The 21,684-nt window shown below is 64.2% G+C and carries 18 protein-coding genes and 1 pseudogene; 6 read left to right on the top strand and 13 right to left on the bottom strand.

Features of this window, described 5'->3' with window-relative positions:
* Positions 1-124 precede the first annotated feature (124 nt).
* Entirely contained in the window at positions 125-637 is a 513-nt protein-coding gene (locus tag NGK62_RS27900; RefSeq protein WP_059371809.1) for a hypothetical protein, read from the top strand.
* 54 nt (positions 638-691) lie between these two features.
* On the opposite strand, the gene NGK62_RS27905 is transcribed toward NGK62_RS27900, so the two are convergent.
* Positions 692-1,108, bottom strand: a complete 417-nt coding sequence (locus tag NGK62_RS27905; RefSeq protein ID WP_059371810.1) for a hypothetical protein — start codon at positions 1,106-1,108, stop codon at positions 692-694.
* 394 nt (positions 1,109-1,502) lie between these two features.
* Here NGK62_RS27905 and pdxR point away from each other — a divergent pair, with 394 nt between their 5' ends.
* The 3 genes from pdxR to NGK62_RS27920 all read left to right on the top strand — a co-directional run bounded on the left by pdxR (position 1,503) and on the right by NGK62_RS27920 (position 4,489).
* Positions 1,503-2,936, top strand: coding sequence for a MocR-like pyridoxine biosynthesis transcription factor PdxR (pdxR, locus tag NGK62_RS27910; protein ID WP_251881324.1), 1,434 nt, complete (start codon positions 1,503-1,505; stop codon positions 2,934-2,936).
* A gap of 71 nt (positions 2,937-3,007) precedes the next feature.
* Complete coding sequence (locus NGK62_RS27915; RefSeq protein WP_251881326.1) at positions 3,008-4,015, top strand: NADPH:quinone reductase; 1,008 nt, start codon at positions 3,008-3,010, stop codon at positions 4,013-4,015.
* Between the two features lie 321 nt (positions 4,016-4,336).
* Entirely contained in the window at positions 4,337-4,489 is a 153-nt protein-coding gene (locus NGK62_RS27920) for a hypothetical protein (protein WP_251881328.1), read from the top strand.
* 165 nt (positions 4,490-4,654) lie between these two features.
* On the opposite strand, the gene NGK62_RS27925 is transcribed toward NGK62_RS27920, so the two are convergent.
* A complete protein-coding gene (locus NGK62_RS27925; protein ID WP_251881330.1) occupies positions 4,655-4,828 on the bottom strand; it encodes a hypothetical protein in 174 nt (57 codons plus the stop codon).
* Between the two features lie 555 nt (positions 4,829-5,383).
* Between NGK62_RS27925 and NGK62_RS32390 the strand changes: the two are divergent.
* Positions 5,384-5,758, top strand: a pseudogene (locus NGK62_RS32390) (transposase); the annotation flags it as partial.
* A gap of 116 nt (positions 5,759-5,874) precedes the next feature.
* Here NGK62_RS32390 and NGK62_RS27930 read toward each other — a convergent pair.
* From NGK62_RS27930 to NGK62_RS27955, 6 genes are read right to left on the bottom strand one after another with little or no spacing between them, the layout of a single operon-like run.
* Positions 5,875-8,280 carry a molybdopterin guanine dinucleotide-containing S/N-oxide reductase gene (locus NGK62_RS27930; protein WP_251881332.1) on the bottom strand — a complete coding sequence of 802 codons (2,406 nt, stop codon included), beginning with the start codon at positions 8,278-8,280 and terminating at the stop codon, positions 5,875-5,877.
* A 7-nt stretch (positions 8,281-8,287) separates the two neighbouring features.
* A complete protein-coding gene (locus NGK62_RS27935; RefSeq protein WP_251881334.1) occupies positions 8,288-9,151 on the bottom strand; it encodes a sulfurtransferase in 864 nt (287 codons plus the stop codon).
* 13 nt (positions 9,152-9,164) lie between these two features.
* Positions 9,165-9,506, bottom strand: a complete 342-nt coding sequence (locus tag NGK62_RS27940) for a carboxymuconolactone decarboxylase family protein (RefSeq protein WP_251881335.1) — start codon at positions 9,504-9,506, stop codon at positions 9,165-9,167.
* A gap of 37 nt (positions 9,507-9,543) precedes the next feature.
* Positions 9,544-10,548, bottom strand: coding sequence for a tripartite tricarboxylate transporter substrate binding protein (locus tag NGK62_RS27945; protein ID WP_251881337.1), 1,005 nt, complete (start codon positions 10,546-10,548; stop codon positions 9,544-9,546).
* 39 nt (positions 10,549-10,587) lie between these two features.
* Positions 10,588-11,952, bottom strand: coding sequence for an adenylosuccinate lyase (purB, locus tag NGK62_RS27950; RefSeq protein WP_118933826.1), 1,365 nt, complete (start codon positions 11,950-11,952; stop codon positions 10,588-10,590).
* Positions 11,953-11,970: 18 nt separating this feature from the next.
* A complete protein-coding gene (locus NGK62_RS27955; protein WP_251881339.1) occupies positions 11,971-13,413 on the bottom strand; it encodes an FAD-binding oxidoreductase in 1,443 nt (480 codons plus the stop codon).
* A gap of 161 nt (positions 13,414-13,574) precedes the next feature.
* On the opposite strand from NGK62_RS27955, the gene NGK62_RS27960 reads away from it, so the two are divergent.
* On the top strand, positions 13,575-14,303 hold the full coding sequence (locus NGK62_RS27960) for an IclR family transcriptional regulator (protein WP_251881341.1): 729 nt from the start codon (positions 13,575-13,577) through the stop codon (positions 14,301-14,303).
* 30 nt (positions 14,304-14,333) lie between these two features.
* On the opposite strand, the gene NGK62_RS27965 is transcribed toward NGK62_RS27960, so the two are convergent.
* The 5 genes from NGK62_RS27965 to NGK62_RS27985 form a co-directional block, all read right to left on the bottom strand.
* Complete coding sequence (locus NGK62_RS27965; RefSeq protein WP_251881342.1) at positions 14,334-15,716, bottom strand: MmgE/PrpD family protein; 1,383 nt, start codon at positions 15,714-15,716, stop codon at positions 14,334-14,336.
* Between the two features lie 399 nt (positions 15,717-16,115).
* On the bottom strand, positions 16,116-16,862 hold the full coding sequence (locus NGK62_RS27970; RefSeq protein WP_251881344.1) for a lysozyme inhibitor LprI family protein: 747 nt from the start codon (positions 16,860-16,862) through the stop codon (positions 16,116-16,118).
* A gap of 1,077 nt (positions 16,863-17,939) precedes the next feature.
* Positions 17,940-19,874 (bottom strand): tetratricopeptide repeat protein, encoded by a 1,935-nt coding sequence (locus NGK62_RS27975; RefSeq protein ID WP_251881346.1) that lies wholly within the window; start codon positions 19,872-19,874, stop codon positions 17,940-17,942.
* A gap of 113 nt (positions 19,875-19,987) precedes the next feature.
* Complete coding sequence (locus tag NGK62_RS27980; RefSeq protein ID WP_251881348.1) at positions 19,988-20,695, bottom strand: hypothetical protein; 708 nt, start codon at positions 20,693-20,695, stop codon at positions 19,988-19,990.
* On the bottom strand, positions 20,695-21,558 hold the full coding sequence (locus NGK62_RS27985; protein WP_251881437.1) for an Nmad3 family putative nucleotide modification protein: 864 nt from the start codon (positions 21,556-21,558) through the stop codon (positions 20,695-20,697). The genes NGK62_RS27980 and NGK62_RS27985 overlap by 1 nt, the downstream gene beginning before the upstream one ends.
* Between the last annotated feature and the right edge of the window lie 126 nt (positions 21,559-21,684).

The raw sequence follows: 21,684 nt of genomic DNA on the forward strand, positions 1-21,684 counted from the left end.
GCCGACAGGTTCGGCCAGTATGTTGACGATTGTCAATGCTCATCATACGGACCGATATACGCTGGCTCTGATCATCCTTTCAGCGCCGAAGCCGTTGGGGATACCAACCACATGGAGACCGATCATGAAGATGCGCGAGCTGGCCTTATACGCATTGTTTGCCTCATTGCTTCCCGCCTTGGCGGGCGCCGCGGCCCCGAAGGAGCAACCCGCTGCTGCGCCGCAGGCTGCGCAATCGACCGAGAACATCGAACAATTTGACAAGAAGGCGGCCGAAGCCAGGGAAAATCTGGAGAAGATGCAGCAGCAGATGAACCAGATCCAAAAGACCAGCGACCCGGCCGAGCGTCAGAAGCTGCTTCGAGAGCATCAGGCGTTGATGCAGCAGACCATGGGCATGATGGGTCAGATGTGGAACGGCGGCGCGATGGGGTGCTGCGCGGCGGATGGCGGCGGGCGCCACCATCAGGGAGGTCCAATGATGGGATGGGGCGCCATGCGGGGGAATTACTCGAATCAGAGTCCCGAACAGATCAGGGAACGCCAGTACATGAGGGACCAGTACATGGGTATGCAGCAGCGGATGATGGAACAGATGATGCAGCAGCAACTCAACGGCGGCGCCCCGAACCGGTGACCGTGGATCGCCGCCGGCAGCATGGCTGCCCGCGGCCTTTCACAAGGAAGCCAACTACTTTCCGTTGAACTGCGGTCCCAGCGCAATCCGCTCCTCGCACCCTTGCTCATGACACTCTTGCACGTATTGCGCGATCGTCCGGATGATCATCATCAGATCCTTCAGATTGGCTTGCGCGGTAGACAGCCCGATGTTGAGATTCTGATACTGGCGCGGATTCAAGAAATCGGCTTCACACCCTGCCGTCAGAGCATCGGCCGCGTCGGCGATCGCCTGGAAATCTTCAAAGCTCGACAGCTCGCCATCGCTGTAATCCGCCAGGAGGTAGCGAAATTCACTGACGACCAGTCCGCCGATGACCAGGCGTCTGCCGCGGTCCAGTCCCATCCTGTGCTGCCGGCGCCATTCTCCCATATGGCGATTGACCTTCGCTTCCGAGATTTTCACAACTGCTTGGGAGATGCATTCCATTCCTGTGCTTCCTGAATCATTTGATGAAGCCCCTGCGTCATTCGCGCATACGTGATGGGGATGCCGCAAAGGCCGGCTTCTGTGGGTGAACGGGCGTGTTTTGCCGGCGCGCACGCAGGTGTGCGGGCCATGGCGGCTGGCCTAAGTGCATACCCTTGGGCATGCAGGCCCTACTTGGCTAGGCGATATACTGGAGCCGCGATTGCTGCGGCATCTGTAGGACGTGGACGCAATTCGCGCGTGACGGCGAAGGCGGCCTGAAAAATCATGGTCGTTTTCGAGAAGGATGAATCGAAGAGGGACACGTGCTTTCCTTTGTCGGTCCATCCGAATGTAGGACACCCATGCCCTAGCAAGAAGGTGCAAGAGTTTTTTAAATTAGTGGGACATGGCTATGGTGGCTCAATACCTGACGCCCAGCCGAGGGAAAGGCGACTCGGTTTATTTACAGCTGTATCGGCGTTATCGCGAGGCGATCGCCAGCGGCAAGCTCAAGCCGGGAGATCGTGTCCCGTCGGTGCGCAGCCTGGCCAGTGAATTGAACCTGGCGCGAGGCACTGTCGAATCTGCCTATGGAATGTTGACCAGCGAAGGCTACTTCGTTGCGCGCGGTGCGGCAGGCACTATCGTGTCTCCCAGGCTGAGGAATTTGCGGGATCCGGGCAAGGCGAAAGTCGTGGCAAACCCTGAGCGCGAGTCCTTGCGTTCGCCGCACGCGTCGCTCGGCGTGGCCTTGCCATTTCAACTAGGTCTTCCCGCATTGGATGCTTTTCCGCGCAAGGTGTGGGCGCGGTTGGCGGGGCGCAACGTGCGTACCTTGGAGACGGCGGCGATGACCGCCCCCGATCCGGCTGGGTACATGCCTTTGCGGGATGCCATTGCCACTTATCTGGGTATCTCGCGCGGCATCACCTGTTCGCCCCAGCAGGTATTCGTGACTACGGGGTACCGCGGGGCGCTGGAACTGGTGTGCCGCACGTTGTTGCGCGCAGGGGACCAGGGCTGGTTTGAGGATCCGGGTTACATCAACGCTCGTTGGTGCCTGGAGTGCGCCGGCATGCGTCTGACACCGGTTCCGGTCGACGAAGAAGGTTTGGATGTCGGCGCAGGCGAGCGGCGAGCGCCGCTGGCGCGTTTTGCGGTGGTCACGCCCACCCATCAAAGTCCGACCAGCGTAGCGCTGTCGCTGCCGCGGCGGCTGGAACTGTTGGATTGGGCCAGGCGCAACCGGGCGTGGGTCATTGAAGACGACTACGACAGCGAATTCCGCTACCACGGCCGGCCGTTGCCAGCGTTGAAATGCCTCGATCGCGACGAACGGGTACTCTACAGCGGCACGTTCAGCAAGGTCCTGTTTCCAGGCTTGCGCCTCGCGTATCTTGTCGTGCCACCCTCCCAGGTCGGCAAGTTTCAGGACATGGCATACAACCTGTCGGGTTCGGGCTCCATCTTGCGTCAAGCCATGGTCGCGGACTTCATCGAGCAAGGCCATTTTGCCCGGCATCTGCGCAAGATGCGCACCTTATACGGCAAAAGGCACGGTCATTTGGTCGATGCGCTGGTCCAGACATACGGCGACCGCGTGCAGGTACAGCCGCAAGTGGGCGGCATGCACGTTCTCGCTCGTCTCAAACACCCGCAAGACGACAAGGCGCTGGCCGCCGCCGCGCATGCTCAGGGGTTTCCTGTTCACGCATTGAGCAATTGGCGGATGCGCAAGGGAAAAGACAGTGGTCTGTTGATGGGGTTTGCCAATTTCGCCACGCCCGAAGAGGCGTTGGCATCGGTGCGGCGGCTGAAGGCCGCGCTGCAGGATCTGGGTGATTGATCTGCGGCTGGCGAGCATGTCCCATTGATTTCGCCAGTTCTTGCACCTTTCTTCCCTCCGGCGAATGGTCCATGATCGCAAGCATGTCTTCTATTCGTAGCACAATGCGCGCCGCGTGGATCGATCAACGTGGCCCTGCGGAGCAAATTCGCATCGAGCCGATCCGTGTGCCAGAACCTGGTCCCACGGACGTACTCGTACAAGTGAAGTACGCGGCGGTAAACCCGATCGACACATTCGTGAGATCTGGCCAATACATGACGCCGCTGCCGTTCCCGTTCGTGGTCGGCAGGGATCTGGTGGGAACCGTCGCGGCGGTGGGCTCCAGCGCAAGTCCCTTCAAGATTGGCGACGCCGTCTGGTCCAACAGTCTGGGGCATGCCGGCCGGCAAGGCTGCACATCCGAGTATGCGGTTGTGGCGGCCGACCGTCTCTACCCTCTGCCGGACGACGTGAAGCCTGAAGTTGCCGTCGGGTCGTTCCACCCCGCGGCCTCAGCCTATTTGGCGATCATCAAGCATGGGCAGGCCCAGGCAGGCGAGACCGTCTACATCGCGGGCGGCGCTGGCCATGTGGGAAGCGCAGCGATCGTCACCGCCGCGCGTGCCGGCGCGCGAGTCATCACCTCCGCGGCGGCGGCCGATCAGGCCTATTGCCGCAGGCTGGGCGCGGACGTGGTGCTCGACTATAGCGATGAGCATCTTGTGGACGAAATCCGTGCCGCGGCGCCTGAGGGCATCCATGTCCATCTCGACACATCGGGCCGCCATGACCTCCACAAGGCGGTTGGCCTGATCGCCCATGGTGGACGAGTGGTCCTGATGGCCGGGTTGAAGGCTCGTCCGGAACTCCCGGTCGGGGCGCTGTACACCCGTGATGCGCGCCTGGTCGGATTTGCGATCAGCAACGCCAGTAGCGCAGACCTGCAAATGGCGGCCAACCATGTCAATCAACTGCTGACAGAAGGCACGCTGAAACCGCGCAACCTGGAAATACTGCAACTGTCCGAAGTTGCAGAGGCGCATCGCCGCCTCGAGAGCGGGGCGGCAAGAGGGGTGCGCCTGATCATAAAACCGTAGCCCTGCCCATGTCCGACGGGGATTGGGTGGGCAACGCGATGACATGCGGCGCCGTTCGTCTCATTTCCTGACGAGAGTAATCCTCGCCAGCCTCTTTCCGTCGTTGCTCGCCTGAATCGCCTCTGGCGTTCCGCATTGAGGCGGCAGCGGTAGGCCGTCGCCTTTGGAGCAGGCGAAATCAGTGGAATATATGGAGTGGATTTTTGCAGGGCGGAATGTTTGGCGGAATCGGAATCAGGCTTTTGTTTGGCGTCACGGTCCATGCGTAGCCGCGGATTTTCGCTGAGTGCAGCATGGCGAGCGATACGAACCCAGTGGCGCTTGTTCTTGCTGGTTTCATCGATCGCGCTCATCGCGGTGACGTGCCTGCTGTTGTACGTGCACGGCTCCGAGTTGACGGAAAGCGTCGCGCTCATAGTCGGCGGCACGGTAATGGGAATGCTCGGCATTGCCTACATGGTCTATAGGCGCTGACTGCTCCCTGCGGCCCCGCAATCCTTCGCTTCGCCGGACCGCGTTCCGTATAGCGGTCCTTCATGAGCGGTGCAGCTCGACGATCTGGACGAGAACATCTGGCATCGCGATCCCGCTGCATCGAGCGCCGCGATCAGGATGTCCCCAATAGCAACGAGGTCCCCGTTACGTTGCGTTCATCTCCTTCTCCTTTTCCTTCTTCTCCTTTTTTTCTCCATCGTAATGGGACTTGATGGCGAGAAACATGCCTGTTCCCAACACGAGGAGCTTGAACGTACCGAAGACTACAGGGACCCAAAAATTCATCATTTCCTCAAAACGCTGCTTCAGCAGCTTCATTTACTACTCGTGGGCCGGGCAAGGACAAACGAGCGATAGCCGCGAGGGCCACGAAGCGCATCAGCCCGATTCCGACGAGTGTGAGATCGGGCTGCCGGATTTCACCTTGCGCTGTGGGGTTGGGGAACACGGACTCTCCGCGTCCCGGCAAGCTCAGCGCGGCGGGCGCCATGTTCCCGATGCACGGCCGGATTCTACCGCCAGGCCTCATGCAAATCGTTGAACTGTTCGATTTGTACTGCGATTCTGGCTTGCGCAAGCTGCAAACATGTCTTGGGTGCGACCTCTTGTCGCAGGCTAAGGCTCTTGGTGTTGTCAAATCTCCACGCCGATACGTGAACTTCAACGAAAAGGGAGAACCCCGTTTCCGCAGCGCAGGGTTTGAGTGGCAGGAATAACGTTCGCCTTTTTGACGGCGCCGTCCGATCCATGCGGCATGTCGGCCGGTGACTTGCTAGCCCTGGACTATGGCCGTTCTCGGCCATGATCGGTCATCAATAGAATTCAACCAAGCGGCCGCTTCAGGCTGATAACAGTCATCAGCACTCACCCCTTAGAGCTATTGGTCGCCAGTTAGGTCGCTCAGCATCGACGATCTCGAGAGAGGTCGGCCGCAATGGTGGACCAGGGAAGTACCGAGCGTACGATGCTGAAAAGCAGTTCCTCAAGCGTGGTCTGCGACCGAAGCCTTACCTGCTGTCCCGTGAACCGCAGCTGCGCATTATCGTGATACGCCTGTTGGAGGCTGACTGGTCACCAGAACAAATTTCAGGAAGGCCGAAGCGTCATTCTCCTGACGGAAAGATCATGTGTGTTTCGCACGAAGCAGTCTATCGATCGCTGTTTGTTCAAGCCCGCGGCGTACTACGTGAAGAACTAGATTCCGCCGACCCCCGCCAAGCGCAGGCGAGCCGGGGTGTGCCGGCTTGACCCCAGGTGGCTACCCAAAGCCGCTATCGGGCATCCTCGGGGGAGGGGCGCCGGCCTTGGGAAGGTGCCGCGCTGGGCGCCCTGGACATGGGGATATAGCCCGGCCGAGCAGATGACTACGCACAGTTCGCGCATGGCGTCGAAGTGGAAGGCGCGGTGCCGCCCGCCAGCCCGGGGGGCGCGGCATCAGCGCGCGGACGCTGCCGTGGGGGGGGCTCGAAGGCCCGGATCGGCGGCAACGGCCCGTCATGGGGCTCGATCTGCACCGTCGTCAATTGGCCGCTGCAACCTTGCGCCAGCGACGAGGTGCCGGCGTCGCGCGTCAGGATGTTGGGATTGCCGTGGCCGCATAGCGTCACCTCGCCGCGCTCGTCCCGCACCGGGTCGTACCAGGCGCCGGTGGGCAGTTGCGCCACGCCGGGCATGATGCGGTCGCTGAGCGTGGCGCTGGCCAGGCAGGCGCCGCGGTCGTTGAACAGCCGCACGATGTCGCCTTCGCCGATGCCGCGGGCCGCGGCGTCGCGGGGATGCAGCGTGCACACTTCTCGCCCCTGACGCTTTTGCGACGCGCTGTGGGCGCCGAAATCCAGCTGGCTGTGCAGGCGGGTGGCGGGCTGGTTGGCGACCAGGAACAGCGGATGCGCCGGCGTCGGCGCGTCCTGTGGCGTCAGCCAGGCAGGATGGCCGGGGCAATCGGGGTAGCCGAAGCCGGCCACGATCGGCGAGCTGATCTGGACTTTGCCGCTGGGCGTGGGCAGCGGCTTGCCAGCGGGATCGTCGCGGAACGCGCGCAGGATGCCACCGTCGTCGTCCTGCTGCGGCAGGGTCAATTCGCCGCGCGTCCAGAACTGGTCGAAGTCCGGCGCCTCCAGGCCTTTTTCCTCGAGGGCCGCGCGGGTTCTTTCATACAGGTGGCGCAGCCATTCGCCGCTGCTGCGGCCTTCGGTGAAGGCCTCGCGCGTGCCCAGCCGTTCGGCCAGGTCGGCGAAGATGTCGTAGTCGTCGCGCGCCAGGCCGTTGGGGGCGGCGATGCGGTGCATGGCCACCAGCAGCGGATCGGTGGGCGCGCCGCCGATGTCCTCGCGTTCCAGCGTCATCGTGCAGGGCAGCACGATGTCGGCGTGACGCGCGGTGGCGGTCCAGCCGATCTCGTGGACCACGAAGGTGTCGAGCGTGGCGAAGGCGCGCGACAGGCGCTTGAGGTCCTGGTGATGGTGGAACGGGTTGCCGCCCGCCCAATAGGCCAGGCGGATGTGCGGGTAGTCCATGCGCTTGCCGTTGTAGTCGAACGGCTTGCCAGGATGCAGCAGCATGTCGGCGATGCGCGCCACGGGAATGAACGCCTTGACGCCGTTCACGCCCTGCGGCAACGACGCCACCGGCACCGCGTTGCTGCGCTTGCCGTAGTGCGCCAGCGTGCCGAGCGCGTAGGCGTAGCCGCCGCCCGGCAATCCCAGCTGCCCCAGCGCAGCGGCCAGCACCGCGCCCATCCAGACCGGCTGTTCGCCATGTTCGGCGCGTTGCAGCGAATGCGCCACGGTCACCAGCACGCGCTTGCCCGGCAGCAACCGCGCGATCCGCGCGATGTCCGCGGCCGGCACGCCGCAGATCGGCGCGGCCCAGGCCGGATCCTTGGCCTGGCCGTCCGCGCGGCCCATCAGGTAGTCCTCGAAGCCATCCCAGCCTTCGCAGAAGTCGCGCAGGAACGGCTGGTCATGCCAGCCATTGGCCACCAGCTCATGCACCAGTGCCAGCATCAGCGCCACGTCGGTGCCGGGCACGGCGCGCACCCACTGCGCCGCCGCGTCCGCCGGCAGGTCGGAGGCCAGCGGACTGATGTTCAGGAAGCGGCAGCCGCGTCGCGCGGCCCGGCGCATCGAGTCGCGCTCGATGTGCCGGCTGATGCCGCCGCTGGCCACGCGCGAGTTCTTCAGCGCCATGCCGCCGAAGGCCAGCACCACGTCGGTGTGCGCCACGATCTGTTCCCAGGTGACGTTGCGGCGCGCCACGTCGTCCATGCTGCCCAGGATGTGCGGCAGGATCACGGCCGAGGCGCCCGCGCTGTAGCTGTTGACCGAGCGCACGTAGCCGCCCAGCGCCGTGTTCAGGAAGCGGTGCACCTGGCTCTGCGCGTGATGGAAGCGGCCGGCGCTGGACCAGCCATACGAACCGCCGAACACCGCTTGCGGGCCGTGCTGGTCGCGCACCCGGCGCAGTTCGGCGGCCAGCAGGTCCAGCGCGTCGTCCCAGCCGAGCGGCACGTAATCGTCGCTTCCCCGGCGCGCGTCCGGACCCGGCCCGCGTTCCAGCCAGCCGCGCCGCACCATCGGCGTGGTGACGCGCGCCGGATGGTCGAGCGCGTTGGTGAAGTTCTGGATCAGCGGGTTGGGGTCGGGATCGCCCGGATGAGGCCGGACGTCGAGCGCGCCGTCTTTCCAGGCGGCCGAGAACACGCCCCAGTGTGCGCTATGGGACAGGCGGCCGCTGTCGGGACGGGGAGGGTGGGAAGAGGCGTCGATCATGGGCGGATCAGGGGTTGGCGCCCGTGGCGACGGGCGCGTCGGGTTGCGCGCTCCATTCGCTCCACGAGCCGGGGTAGAGGGCCGCGCCGGACAGGCCCGCGATTTCCATGGCCAATAAATTGTGGCACGCGGTGACGCCGGAACCGCATTGGCACACCACGGCGTCCGGCGCCAGGCCATCGAGTTGCGCCAGGAAGGCCTGGCGTAGCGCGGCGGGGGGCAGGAAGCGCCCGTCGGCGCCGAGGTTGTCGCGAAAGAACCGGTTGCGGGCGCCGGGGATGTGTCCGCCCACCGCGTCCAGGGTCTCGTTCTCGCCCCGGTAGCGGTCGGGGGCGCGCGCGTCCAGCACCCGGCGCGCGTCGGCGGCCAGCGCCTGGCGCAGCTGGGGGTAGTCCAGCGTGGCTTGGCGGCCCTCGCCGACGGCCAGGGCTCCCGCCGGGCGCGGCGCCGGCGCATCGGTCGTGAACGGCTGGCCCGCGGCCTTCCAGGCGCCTTCGCCGCCATCGAGCACCGCCACGGCCTCGTGGCCGATCCAGCGCAGCAGCCACCACAGGCGCGCGGCGTACATGCCGCCGGCATTGTCGTAGGCGACCACCTGGGTGTCCGCGTTCACGCCCAGCGCCGCCAGGGCTCGCGCCAGCGCGGCGCGGTCGGGCAGCGGGTGGCGGCCGTTGCGGCCGGTCTTGGGGCCGCTGAGGGTGTCTTCTAGATGCACGTGGAACGCGCCCGGCAGGTGGCCGGCATCGTAGTGGCGGCGGCCCGCCTGCGGATCCGTCAGCTCGAAGCCGCAGTCCAGCACCACGATGTCGCGGTGTTGCGGGTCTTGCAGGGCGCGGGCCAGTTCGTCCGCGCTGATCAGGGTGGTGTACATGCGTGGCTCCCGCTCAACCCTGACCCGCCGTCAGCGCGTCCATCGCACGCAACGAATACACATAGGCGGCGCCCGCGTTCAGGGCAATGGCGGTGCTCAAGGCCTCGCTCAGCTCCAGTTCCGTCACGCCGGCCTTGCGGGCGGCGTCGGCGTGCGCGGCGATGCAGCCGTCGCAGCGCGTGGTGACGGCCACCGCCAGCGCGATCAGCTCGCGCGTCTTGGCGTCCAGCGTGCCGGTGGCGCCCTGCGCCTGGTTCAGGGCGCGGAACGCGGTCAGCAGCTGCGGGTTGTGCTTGCCCAGGACCTCGCCGGCCTTGCGGTTGTTGGCGAGGGTGTCGGTCCAGTTCTGCAACATGGTGGGGTCTCCTGAAAATCGGTTCGGTCGGATTGGGTCATTGGCCGATCTGCTTGAGCAGGTCGGGGGTGGCGGCTTTGCGGTAGTTGGCGATGTCGTCGAGGATGTACTGCTTGAACTGGTCCATCGGCAGGTCGCGCTCCATCGCGGCGTCCTTGCGGATCGTGTTCTGCACCGTGGGGTCCGCCAGCGCGCGCGACAGGTGCTCGGACAGCACCTTGAGCACCGCGGGCGGCGTACCGGCCGGCGCCGCCAGGCCGTACCACTGCGTCATGGTCATGTCGATGCCGAGCTCCTTGAAGGTCGGCACGTCGGGCAGGATCGGGCTGCGCTGGCGGCCGGTCAGGGCCAGCACTCGCAACTGGCCCTGCTGCACCTGCGGCACCAGCGGCGATGCGGTGGCGAAGAACATGTCGATCTGCCCGCCCAGCATGTCGGTGATGGCGGGGCCGGAGCCCTTGTACGGCACGTGCAGGAGCTTCAGGTGGCCCAGTTCCTTGATGGTCTCCATGCCGATGTGGGCGGCGCCGCCGGTGCCGGTGGAGGCAAAGGTCAGTTCCTTCTGCTTGGCGGCATCGATCACTTCGCGCGCCGTCTTGAAATGCGACGGCGTGGCCACGAACAGGCCGTGCGGCGCCTCCAGGATCAGGCCGATCAGGGCAAAGTCGTCCGGCACCTTGTACGGCAGGCTCTGCGGCTTGAGCGCCGGCGAGACCGCCAGGTTGCCGCTCATGGCCAGCAGGATGGTGTAGCCATCGGGCGCGGCCTTGGCAACCAGGCCGGCGGCGATGTTGCCGCCCGCGCCCGGCCGGTTCTCGACGATCACGGTCTGCCCCAGGGTCTTGCCCATGGCGGTGGCGATCAGGCGGCCATAGAGGTCGCCGCCGCCGCCCGGCGGAAAGCCGACCACCAGGGTGATGGGACGCTCGGGAAATGCCGCCTGCGCCTGGCCGCCGGCCAGTGCCGCCAGCCCCAGCGCCGCGGCGAGGGCGGCGCGCCGGCCCAGCCGGCGCATGGCGCCGCTTGCGAAGGAAATGCCCATGGTGTTTGTCTCCTGTGTATTTTTTATCAAGGGGAACCGTCAGGCTTGCAGCCAGCCGGCTTGATGTCGCTGCACCACCCTGTCCACCGAGGCGGCACACTGTCCCAGGTAACCCGCGGGATCGGTCAGGCGCAGGATTTCTTCCTCGCCCAGCAGGTTGGCCAGATCCTTGTGCTGGCGCAGCGCCTGGGCGAAATCGAGCTTGTGCGTGATGCCGTGCATCGAGGCTTCGTAGATCCATTCGTGCGCGGTCTGTTTGCCGACGCGCTCGGACAGGTCCAGCATCACGTGTTCGGACAGCAGGTAGCCGCGCATGCGGTCCAGGTTCAGCGCCATGGCGTCGGCGTCCACGCGCAGTCCGGCCAGCAGGTTCTTGGCCTGGAACAGCATGGCGCCGGCGATCAGGCAGCATTCGGGGAGCGCCTTCCATTCGATCTTCCAGGCAATGCCGTCGCGCTCGCCTTCCTGCACCATGCCTTCGAGCATCAGCGTCGCATTGGCGCGCAGCGGCCGGCACAGGCCAGCGAGGTTCTCGGCCGAGGTCGGGTTGCGCTTGTGCGGCATGGTCGACGAGCCCAGCTTGCCTTCCGAGAAGGCTTCCTCGACTTCGGCGAATTCGTTGCGTTGCAGGTTGAACAGTTCATTGCCGATCTTCGACAGCGTCGCGCCGATCATGGCCAGCACCAGCGCGTATTCGGTGAAGCGGTCGCGCGCCGGCGCCCAGCTGATCGGCGCCGTCTCCAACCCCAGCTTGGCCAGCGTGCGGCGCTCGACCTCGGCGGCCTGTTCGCCCAGCGAGGCCTGGCTGCCGACCGCGCCGACCACCATGCCCACTAGCACCCGCGCCTCGCATTCCTTCAGGCGCTCGTGATGGCGCGACAGTTCGTCCAGCCACACCGCGCACTTGTGCCCGAAGGTGATGGGCAGCGCCTGCACGCCATGGGTGCGGCCGGCCATGGGCGTGTCGCGATGGCTTTGCGCCAGGCGCGCCAGCTCGCGGCCGATGGCGGCGAGGTCGCGCATGAAGACGGCATGGGCCTGCTTGAGCTGCAGCGCCACGCCGGTGTCGACCACGTCCTGGGTGGTGGCGCCGTAATGCAGCCACTCACCATGGTCGGGGCCGCAGCCCGCCTGCAATTGCTTGAGCGCCGGCACCAGCGAGTGCTTGATGCGGCGGATCTCGGCCGACATCGCGGCGATGTCGATATTGGCCACCGTCGCCTGGGCGCGGATCCGCGCGGCGGCGGCGGCCGGGATGATGCCCAGCTCGGCCTGGGCCTCGGCCAGCGCGGCCTCGAAATCCAGCCATTGCTGGACGCGGTTCTCTTCCGAGAAGATGGCGCGCAGTTCATCGGTGCTCCACAGGTGCTGGAGCGATTGCATGTCGAAGACGGAAACGGGCATGGTGCGGGTCCTGGAGGCTTAGGAGTGATGGGCCGGGCGGGGCAGCAGCCGGCCCGGATTGAACGTGCCGCGCGGGTCGAGCGCGTGCTTGATGCGTTGCATGACGTCCACCGAGACGGCGGGCTTGTATTGCAGGAAGGCGTGTTGCTTGAGGCGGCCGATGCCGTGCTCGGCCGAGATCGAGCCGTCCAGCCGCGCGGCGACGTCGTGCACGATGTCGTGCACCGCGTCCTCTTGCGCCCGGAAGGCGGCGTCGTCCATCGCCAGCGGCTTGCTCTGGTTGTAGTGCAGGTTGCCGTCGCCGACGTGGCCGAAGCAGACGATGCGGATGCCCGGCATCAGGGCCTGCAGGCGGGCGCCGGCGGTGGCGATGAATTCGGGAATGCGCGACACCGCGACCGAGATGTCGTGCTTGATGGAGGGGCCGTCCAGCCGCTGCGCCTCCGGCACGTGCTCACGCAGCGCCCACAGTTCATGCGCCTGGCGGCCGGAGGCGGCGATCACCGCATCGGTCACGCCGCCGTGTTCCATCGCGGCCTCGAGCACGCCCTCGACGGCCGGTTCCGGGGCCATCAAGGCCGACGTCTCGGACACATCGAACAGCACGGTCCAGGGCGAGGGCTGCGCCAGCGGATCGCGCATGCCGTCCAGCGGGTGCGCCAGCACCTGTTCCAGCGTCTGGCGACCGATCAGTTCGAAGGCCGTGACGCGCTCGCCGACCGCGTCGGTCAGGCGCGCCAACAGGTCCACCGCCGCCTGCGGCGTCGGCACCGCGGCCCAGGCCGTCACCACCTTGCGGGGCAGGGCGTAGAGCCGGAAGGCCGCCGCGGTGACCACGCCCAGCGTGCCCTCGCCGCCGATGAAGAGCTGCTTGAGGTCGTAGCCGGTGTTGTCCTTGCGCAGCGTGCCCAGTTGCGGCAGCACGCTGCCGTCGGCCAGCACCACTTCCAACCCCAGCGTCAGTTCGCGCGTATTGCCATAGCGCAGCACCTGTTCGCCGCCGGCGTTGGTGGAGACCACGCCGCCGATGGTGGCGCTGCCTTCCGATGCCAGCGACAACGCGAACAGCCGGCCAGCCTCGGCGGCCGCCTGCTGGGCGGCCAGCACCGTGCAGCCGGCTTCCAGCGTGATGCTGTTGTCCAGCGCGTCGACCCGGCGCACCGCCGTCATGCGGTCCAGGCTCAGCACCACTTCGCGGCCGGAGGCGTCGGGGGTCGAGCCGCCCACCAGGCCGGTGTTGCCGCCTTGCGGCACCACCGCCACGCCCTGCGCCGCGCACAGCGCCACCACCCGCGAGACTTCGGCCGTATCGGCCGGGCGCGCCACGGCGCGCGCGGCGCCGGGAAAATTGCGGCGCCAGTCCGCCGTGTAGCGGGCCGTGTCGGCCGCATGGGTCAGGACGTGGGACGGCCCGACGATGGCGCCCAGCGCGGCGGCGAGTGCATCGATCTGATTCGGCATAATGCTACGGTGCGCGGCGGCGGGCGTAAGGCTCGCGGGTCGCGCGACGCTTGTCTCCTGGGTTGAAACCCGGACGGCGGTTCCCTGGTCCGGTAGCCGTCTTTCGTTTCATTGATTAAAATACGTTTTATTGAACAAAACTATAGGAAGCATCCGAAACCGTGTCAAGCGAGAATTCCCCTAAGCCGCCCGTCGGCGTGCTCGAACGCGGCATCTCCGTGCTGGAGTGCTTCGGCGAAGACCATCTGCGCCTTTCGCTGCGTGACCTGGCCGACCGCACCGGCCTGGACAAGGCCACGCTGCTGCGCCTGTTGGGCGTGTTCATCAAGGCGCGCATGATCTATCGCTACGACAGCAGCACCTACGCGCTAGGACCGGCGTTGCTGCACATGGGCATGCTGTATCGCGATACCTTCGACCTGGGCTCGCGCCTGCAGCCGGCGCTGCGCAACATCGTCGCGCAGACCGGCGAGACCGTGGCCGTGTACGTGCGCAGCGGCGACGACCGCATCTGCCTGTACCGCGAGAACACCACCAAGGAAGTGCGCCACCACGTCGAGGTCGGCACGCGCATCAGCCTGAAGGACGGCGGTTCGTCGGCGCACGTGCTGCGCGCCTTCACCGGCGGCGCCACGCCGCTGGCGCGCGACATCCATGAAAAGGGCTATGCCATGACCCGCTCCGAGCGGGTCGCGGAAATGGCGTCGGTGGCCGTGCCGGTGTTCGATGCCGACGATACCTTCGTCGGCGCGCTGGTGGTGCTGGGGCTGGCGTCGCGCCACAACGAGGCGGCGCAGTGCAAGGCGGTCGAGATCGCGCGCCACGAACTGGCGCAGCAGGGCTTTCGCACCGCGCCGCCCGCGTCCTGGACGCCGCCCGCATCCGAATGAGGCGCCCGGGCGGGCGCCTCGCGGCGTCGCCTAGCGCGGCGCCGCGCAGCCGAACAGCGCGGGCTCCGGCAGGCACGCCCGCGCGTCATTGCCCTCGTCCGTGAAGCGTTCGCACCAGGCCACGATGGCGCGGGCGGTGGCGTCATCCATGGCCGGCGCAAAGGCGCGCATGCGCGCCTGCAGCGCGGGCCAGTCGTAAGGGTCTTCGGGATCGCCGCGCCGCAACTGGCGCAACGCGCTCAGTCGGCGCCCATCCTTCAATATCAGGGTCACCCGGCATGGCCGCAGGCGCGGAAATTCGCGTTGGAAGGCGTCGCTGGTGCGCACCGTGATGCGGCGCGCCAGCGCCACCAGGTCGGGCGCCTGCAGATCCGTGGACTCCATGTCTTCGATGCCCAGCCCGCCAGTGAGCAGCAGCCGCGCCACCACGTAGCGCAGCGAGAAGCAGGTCTGCGCGGGCGTGGCGGGCCAGTCGACGCCGGCGATCTTCAGCGCGTGCGTGAATATCTCGATGTCGACCGATTCGATTTCGTCGGGCGTCGGCGCGTGCGCGTCCAACAGCTCGCGGGTGGCATCCAGCGGCGTGAAGAGCTGGGCGCAGCAGGGCCAGGCCTTGATGGTGGCGGTGTTCAACCGCTCGCTGGCGTCGAGGCCGCCCGCCAGCGCGTCCAGCGGACCGTCGCCCGCCAGCAGCGCGTACAGCCCGCGCGCGCCGGTGGCGAAGCGTTGCGCGCCCGGCAGGCCGGCGCGCGCGGCATAGGCCGCGGCCAGGCCGTTGCGCACCGCGAAGGCCGGATGCAGCGACTTGGCTTCGTGCGCGTTGTCGTCCACCAGTTGCCACAGCCCCGCCGCCTGGGTGGCGCCGATGCCGAGCGCGTGGTGCAGGGGCGCCGGCGCCAGCCCCAGGGCCACCCCGGCAGCGGCGGCCGCGCCCACCGCGCCCGCCGTCGCGGTGGCATGAAACCCCGCCGCGTGGCGCGTGCCCAGGGCCTCGCCCAGGCGCAATGAAACTTCGTAGCCGGCGATGATGGCATCCGCGACCTGCCGCTGCGTCATGCCGCCATCCGCCGCGAGCGCCAGCGCTGGCGTGACCGACACCACGCCCGGGTGCAGCATGGCGGCACGGTGGGCGTCGTCGATTTCGCGGATATGGGCGATGGCGGCATTGGCGAAGGCCGCGCCATTGGCGTTGACGACCGGGCCGCCGAAGACGGGCGCCGATCCCGCGCCCGGCTGGCAGTCCAGCGCCACGCGCCGATAGCCGGCCGCGGCCGGCGTGCCCGCGGCGGACCAGCCCGCCGTGAACCAGTCCAGCAGCGCCTGCGCCAGCCGCGCGCGCGTGGTCGGGGAGATCTGGCGCCGTTGCAGATCGGCCAGGTGGGTCACCAGGGTGTGCTCAGCGGAGGAAGTCATTGTCGTTTCGTTGAATGGAATATATTTCATTCAACGAAACTGGTGTGGGTTTGTCAAGTGCTGCGGGTGATCCCTCGCTGCGGGTTCCAGCGTCCGCGCCTGCCAGGTCGGAGGTGCCGCCCAGGCGCAGCGGGACCTATCGCCACCAAGCGTCATAGCACTCGGCCACCAGGCACGGCGCAGCGTCGCCAGCCCGTGAACGCGCTCTTCGCTGGCAACCGCGATAGCCTCGAGCCACCTCGGGCGTGATGAGCATCGTGGCCGGCACTTCAGGCAGCGGCCCACGGACCGCCCCCTGGGCGGTTGCTGTGCGCCTCTTCTTCATCGGCATATCCATGATCTCTAGTCCTCATGACATGCCTCGCACCCAAAATCACGGATAGGCCCGGGCGCTTACCATCAACCGCCATAGCATTGCGCGTAAGTAAAGTCGACCAAGCGCTTGTCTGAGGCATCCTGTGGCGTGGACGGCTCTACTTGGAAATGCCCGAACATATCGTCGTTGCAGATCCTCACGTTCTTGCGCTGCGTACCTTCCTGCAATACGCAGGAGCCGCCAAAACTGTGATTACTCCCGGCGACGCCAACCGGTAGATCAATCAGCCGGCTACAACCGATGATTCGGCCGTTTTGCTTCTGATGCGCCAACGATTGGTTGAACGATTCAACACGGGAGTTGGGATCACGAATCGACACAACATTAACGCATTCGCCACTAACGGTTTGGTTGCCCGGCAGCTTGCAGTCCGAGTACACCTCGCCATTGGCAATACGTTTCTCATTGCGCGCCAGCATGGCGATGCGGGTTGTGTATGCTTGCTGCAGGCAGGCGCTGTCTTGACAAATGTCACGAGCGTATTTAATCCAGTTGCGCTGTTCTTTAGCCAACTCTTTCTTGCCATAGGCATCGGTTGCGGCTAGTGCTGTTTTATAGGCCCCTTGCAATTTTCCATCCAGCGCGGATGTCTCGGCATCGCTGCAGATCAACCTTTCCGTAGCGCTCACGGCCTTGTTGCAATCAAAACTTGCAGCTTGGGCGCCAGCCCATAGAGTTGCAAGGCCCAACGTAAAGAGAAGCTTCATCGCAGGTGCATACCGCATCTTCAGTGCGTAAGCGGGTGGGCGTGTTGAATGCGGCTGGGGCATGATCCTATCTTCTCAAGTTGTATGTCGATGATGTCTTGCGTACAGCACAACACATCTCCCTCGTGACACGTCAAATCAGCTTAACCGAGCTAATGCACGTCTCTGGTCTTGTAATCTTGTCGCCGGAGCATCAGAGGCATTCTTATTCCAATACCCGGCTCAGTTTTTACCAGATCTAAGCTGACGCCCGTGCCTTTACCAACTGAAGCGGCGGCTTCATCACAATCTTCTCGGATGAGCCATCGCTACTTTAAGCTGGGCCAGTTCGGTGGTTGAAAGTACCGGCCCCCTGCTGGCCAGCACCTCGGCAGGCCACGGCGCCGGGCGCTTGCAGCAATACGAAAGCCAGCGCAGAAAGCCACCTGCCATGGTGAGCGGCAGGCGGATCAAGGCGACCAGCCCGAAGCGGATGGTCAGAAACCAATATGGGCCCGCCCAGAACTGCATAGCGCGACCGGTTCGGCGCCGCCGTCGTAGACGCTGGGGATGCCCACGCCGAACGAGGCGACGATACGCGTACCGTTGGGCACGTCGGTCTGAACGAGGCGCAAATCCCAACTTGAGTGACGCAATGGGACCAACGTCAATGACGGATTTTTCGTAACTTATTGAGTTGGCGGTGATGTCATTCCCAAGCGCGTTGAACTTCGACACTTGGCGCTGCGTCCGGTTTTTTAAAAATTTCTAGGCCCCGGGCCGTGTCATAGGGGAGCGATAGGTTCTACCAGCTCTCAGAGAACTTCCGCTGTCGACCCGAGGCGGTCCCTCGCCACGGATGCAGAGATGACCGCTTTCTGGAGTCAAACGGCCGTTGGCAGCGAGCCTGTGAGCCTGACATATGATGGTGTTTCGGCGTCGGCGCTGGATGAGTCTGTGCGCTGAGGCTAGTATTGCTTCCACTCTTGCCGGGAGGAGCATACCCGACGCCAATCCGATGTAGCGACCGCTATGCCGATGCTTTGACACTGGTCCGCACGCCGAGGCATGGTGTTCCGTGACATAACGCCAGATCCTGCTGCGAATCCCGTTTTCAAAAGCGTCCCTTTTCGCCAGTTGTTCACGAGCGATAGAGTTTTCTCACTGCAAAAGTGCTTTCACTTGACAGACGAGCTCGTGGTTAGGAAAGCGTTCACAGGCCACTGACCAAGCCTGCTTCGCCTTTGCATGGTCGCCGCTGTTCCAGTGCACTCCGCCGAGCTCGAACATCGCCACAGCATATTCGGGATCTAGGGTGACCGCCCGATGTAAGGCGTCGATCGCCTGGTCCGCCTGCCCAAGATGCGCGTATGCTACTCCGACCTGAAACCAACTCATTGCGTCCGGCTGGAGCGTTTTGGCCTGCTCCAAGAGAATCGGTAGACTTTCGTCAAAGCGGTCTAAAAAGTTCAGCGCTGTTCCGAGGCAATAGCCATAGTGGCCGCCTTCGAGATCGTAGGCCTTGCGGAAACAGCGTTCAGCCTCCTCCCAGTCCCCGTTCTCCTGCGCCCAATGGCCCAGGCGATCCCACGGCAATGCGGCGTCATCCGCGCTGACGTGAGCTATATGGCGGTCGAATTCATTCCTGAATTCGGCGTAGGTTTTCTTGAGGTCATAACCCTGCCCTCGCAAGTAGAAGTTACTCATTAACAGCTCCCATCTCCCATGCGAGCTGTCAGGATGGGTTTGGACGTAGCGCTGCCAGAAGGCGCGAGCGTACACTGCGTTGTTGATCGTGGTGCGGCCGAAACTCGCTACCAGCCGCAGGCACCACGGCCAAATCCATTCGTAGCGGTCGGCCTGACCGATTAGAGCATTGATCTCGCGGAATGCTGCTGCTCCCTGGTCGAGATTGAATAAGACGTTGACGCGCCACCCGGAAACCGCCGTCATCTTTCCCTGGTTGCGATCTACGAATACGACTTGATCGAAGTGATTTAGAGCGTCCTTGTAACGGCCGATCCGAACGAGATGGTTGCCCATGGCATTGTGGGCCTCGGCCAGAGTCGAATCCAGCCGCAGCGCCTCACAATAGTGCTCAACGGCCGAATCTTGATCTCCGAGTCGCTCGAAGCTCGTGCCTAGATTCTTGTGGATCTGGGCCGCCAACTCGGAGGCGCCTATAAGTCCTGGATCTGCAAGGGCGGTTTGATAGGCCAACTTGGCCTGCTCATCATCGGGAACCGCTGAATATGCATTTCCAATGGTGTAATGCAGGCTGGCAGCCTGAAAGCGGCCACTTGCGAGTTGCCGCTGGAAAAACGCGATGCCTTCGACGATCCGCTCTGGATGCCGAGTTCGGCGTGCCATGCCGAGATTGATCTCCGACATATAGGGGATGCCCATGGAGTCGTGATTAGCACCGAGCGCTGCGGCGAATCGCTCGAAGCTTGCGCTGATCACCTCGTCTGCATTCTGGTCATATAGCTGCTGCAGTAGCGTCGCAGCTTGGAGCTGATCCTCCGGGACATGGACATCCGGTACGGCGTCCAAGATGGCGTTGGGTAGGTCTTTAGGACCGGCGGAGGTCTGAGCGACCCGACGGTCCCGCGAAGACGTGGCGCCGGACCGCGCGAGCGCGGCCACCTTACACAATCGATCGGTCGTCATCTCGTGCGTGAAGGAGACGGTGACCGAGCTTTGGTCCGTCCATGAACGTCCGTCGTGCTCGTATTGCCGCAGGACAGCATCGGCCAGACAGATACGCAACGTACCCGTCGGGACGTGGTAGCAGGCGTAGAAGCTGTAGGGATGCATCAACAGGTAGTTTAGGTTCGCGCGCTCGACGGAGACGCTGAGCGACCCGTCGGCATTCAGGGTTCGGGCTGTACCTTTCACCTGAACATGCACCCGGACGTTTGTCGCCAGACCGTCCGCGACGACCTCAATCTGGCAGTCTGTGCCGTAGTCCTTGCGGTCCGACGCTTGAGGGATAAAACAACTGCTGTCGGCCAGCCGCTTTTGGAAGGCGGCAAGAGCCTGGTCCTCCATTTCGTGGTTCTTATCACGGCGCGGCAGTTCGTCGAACGGATTCATAAGTGTCTGTCTATCGTAGGCGGTCGGCGATGCGTTCCAGTCTCATCAATCGTCAGTATCAACGGCATGATCGCATGAGCCGTAGGCAGGCTCGGATGCCGCGCCGGAATTGCTCATCTGCACCGAGTTCGCAATTTTTTCCGTTGTGGATCTGCCGCCTTGCAACTATTTCGGGTAGTGCCGATTCTTGCGGTAGGAAGCACTTGTTCGTCGCTCTCGATGAAGTCTGGATAGACGCCGCTTGCTTCGGCAAATCGAAGTGCCCTTTCCCGTGGGGAGGCCCATCCGGCAGCAAGGCCGTTCTGCACCCATTTCGACTCGATCATATCGATCGCCTCCAGGTAGTGAGAGATTGTTGGTAGCGAGTCCTGAGAGAACCATTCCAGTAGTTGCTCCTGCAAGTCTCGATTGACTGGAGAGCTGCGGCTACGAAGGCGACTCGCCACTTTCGCACAATTGGTGGTTCGATTGGTATTTTCGAGAATGCGCGCGACAGCTGGAAAGTCCGTGTACCCGCAGTTGTCCGTGAGCACCGGTGCCATCGCATAAGGTAACGGCCTATAGGCCCGGTCCCACGTCACGTTGAGCGGTTGCTGGCCGCGCTTGACCGCAATCGGTGGCGTCAGCCCTACAACACGTATTTCGCTATTGCCCCCCTGCAAAAAGACGAGCCTATCGCCAATCTTCAGCGGACTACTGATGGGGTGCATCAGGTTAGTTCGATGACAGCCGGTCTGTCCGAAGCTGCCAAATTCCCAGAACGGATCTCGGCGCGGATCGCTATCGCCAGAGGGGCGACGTAGATAGACGAAGTAGAGCATCAGATAGCTTCCTCCAGCAGGTTCCTCAACCAGGGCTCTGCCTCGGGATAGTGGTCGGCGTCGAGCACAAACTCCTGCCCTTTTGCGGCGGAGCGCAACAGTACGCCTTGGTCATCATGCGCCCATCGCGAACCCACAGGGTGGTATGACAGCGGAGGCCGAGTGCTGTCAGGCAGGAACCAACCCGGTAGGCGCCACAGCGTCCGCGAGCCACCGGCTGCCGTAAGACGAAGAGCATCCTTGAAATGCGGGAACTGCCCCGCACCGAACGAGGCGCGATTTACATATCTTGAAGCTGTACCGGCGACATACAAATTGTTCAAAGCGCTGTCGTAATGGTCGGGTTTTGCCACGTGAGGATGGGCCGCGATCCACGGATGCCGCTTCAGGCAATCTTCGCGTTGAGTCACAACGGGAAGCACTTCTGCGACTTCGAGCCAGCCAAACATTACGTGAAGGTTCGGCGCTGAAGCCGCATATCGCCAGCGACCACCGACTCGTTCGACTTCTCGGAACCACCCGAAGAACAGGAATACGTCTCCCGCACCGAATTTTTGACGGGCTAGATGTCCGTGCGCCGCACCGGTCTGACCGAGCGCCGGCCGCCACCCAGGCAGTCGCTGGTCTGATGCCCGAGCGAGGTCGGGATCCAGATGTATGCGGGTCTCCATGGACAAGCGGCCGCCCGACAGGTCATGGAGCAGGCCGTCCACGTCCACGTTGGCCAGTTTGATATCTTTCATCGTGAGATCGTCATGTGCGGCCGGGATCGGGAGCGGCACTAGACGGCCATCAGGGAGAATCGGACTAGCAATCCGCCCATATTGCGAATCGAAGCCTTTCCGGGAAAAGCAAGTTTTCATCGTCAATCAGAAGATAAAGCGATATGGAAACCTCCACCGGACGGGCATCAGCAGTCCGGGACCATTGCAGTATGCCGGATGTTCGGCGTACTTGTTTGTCCGCTTTTGGAATTGATGTAGCCGTTC

The organism is Achromobacter sp. Marseille-Q4954 (genome assembly GCF_943737025.1).
GTDB lineage: Bacteria > Pseudomonadota > Gammaproteobacteria > Burkholderiales > Burkholderiaceae_B > Achromobacter > Achromobacter bronchisepticus_A.

Coding starts and splice junctions, on each gene's coding strand:
- NGK62_RS27900 (WP_059371809.1), top strand. CDS start 125: ATGAAGATGCGCGAGCTGGCCTTATACGCATTGTTTGCCTCATTGCTT.
- NGK62_RS27905 (WP_059371810.1), bottom strand. CDS start 1,108: ATGGAATGCATCTCCCAAGCAGTTGTGAAAATCTCGGAAGCGAAGGTC.
- pdxR (WP_251881324.1), top strand. CDS start 1,503: ATGGTGGCTCAATACCTGACGCCCAGCCGAGGGAAAGGCGACTCGGTT.
- NGK62_RS27915 (WP_251881326.1), top strand. CDS start 3,008: ATGATCGCAAGCATGTCTTCTATTCGTAGCACAATGCGCGCCGCGTGG.
- NGK62_RS27925 (WP_251881330.1), bottom strand. CDS start 4,828: ATGAAGCTGCTGAAGCAGCGTTTTGAGGAAATGATGAATTTTTGGGTC.
- NGK62_RS27930 (WP_251881332.1), bottom strand. CDS start 8,280: ATGATCGACGCCTCTTCCCACCCTCCCCGTCCCGACAGCGGCCGCCTG.
- NGK62_RS27935 (WP_251881334.1), bottom strand. CDS start 9,151: ATGTACACCACCCTGATCAGCGCGGACGAACTGGCCCGCGCCCTGCAA.
- NGK62_RS27940 (WP_251881335.1), bottom strand. CDS start 9,506: ATGTTGCAGAACTGGACCGACACCCTCGCCAACAACCGCAAGGCCGGC.
- NGK62_RS27945 (WP_251881337.1), bottom strand. CDS start 10,548: ATGGGCATTTCCTTCGCAAGCGGCGCCATGCGCCGGCTGGGCCGGCGC.
- purB (WP_118933826.1), bottom strand. CDS start 11,952: ATGCCCGTTTCCGTCTTCGACATGCAATCGCTCCAGCACCTGTGGAGC.
- NGK62_RS27955 (WP_251881339.1), bottom strand. CDS start 13,413: ATGCCGAATCAGATCGATGCACTCGCCGCCGCGCTGGGCGCCATCGTC.
- NGK62_RS27965 (WP_251881342.1), bottom strand. CDS start 15,716: ATGACTTCCTCCGCTGAGCACACCCTGGTGACCCACCTGGCCGATCTG.
- NGK62_RS27970 (WP_251881344.1), bottom strand. CDS start 16,862: ATGCCCCAGCCGCATTCAACACGCCCACCCGCTTACGCACTGAAGATG.
- NGK62_RS27975 (WP_251881346.1), bottom strand. CDS start 19,874: ATGAATCCGTTCGACGAACTGCCGCGCCGTGATAAGAACCACGAAATG.
- NGK62_RS27980 (WP_251881348.1), bottom strand. CDS start 20,695: ATGCTCTACTTCGTCTATCTACGTCGCCCCTCTGGCGATAGCGATCCG.
- NGK62_RS27985 (WP_251881437.1), bottom strand. CDS start 21,558: ATGAAAACTTGCTTTTCCCGGAAAGGCTTCGATTCGCAATATGGGCGG.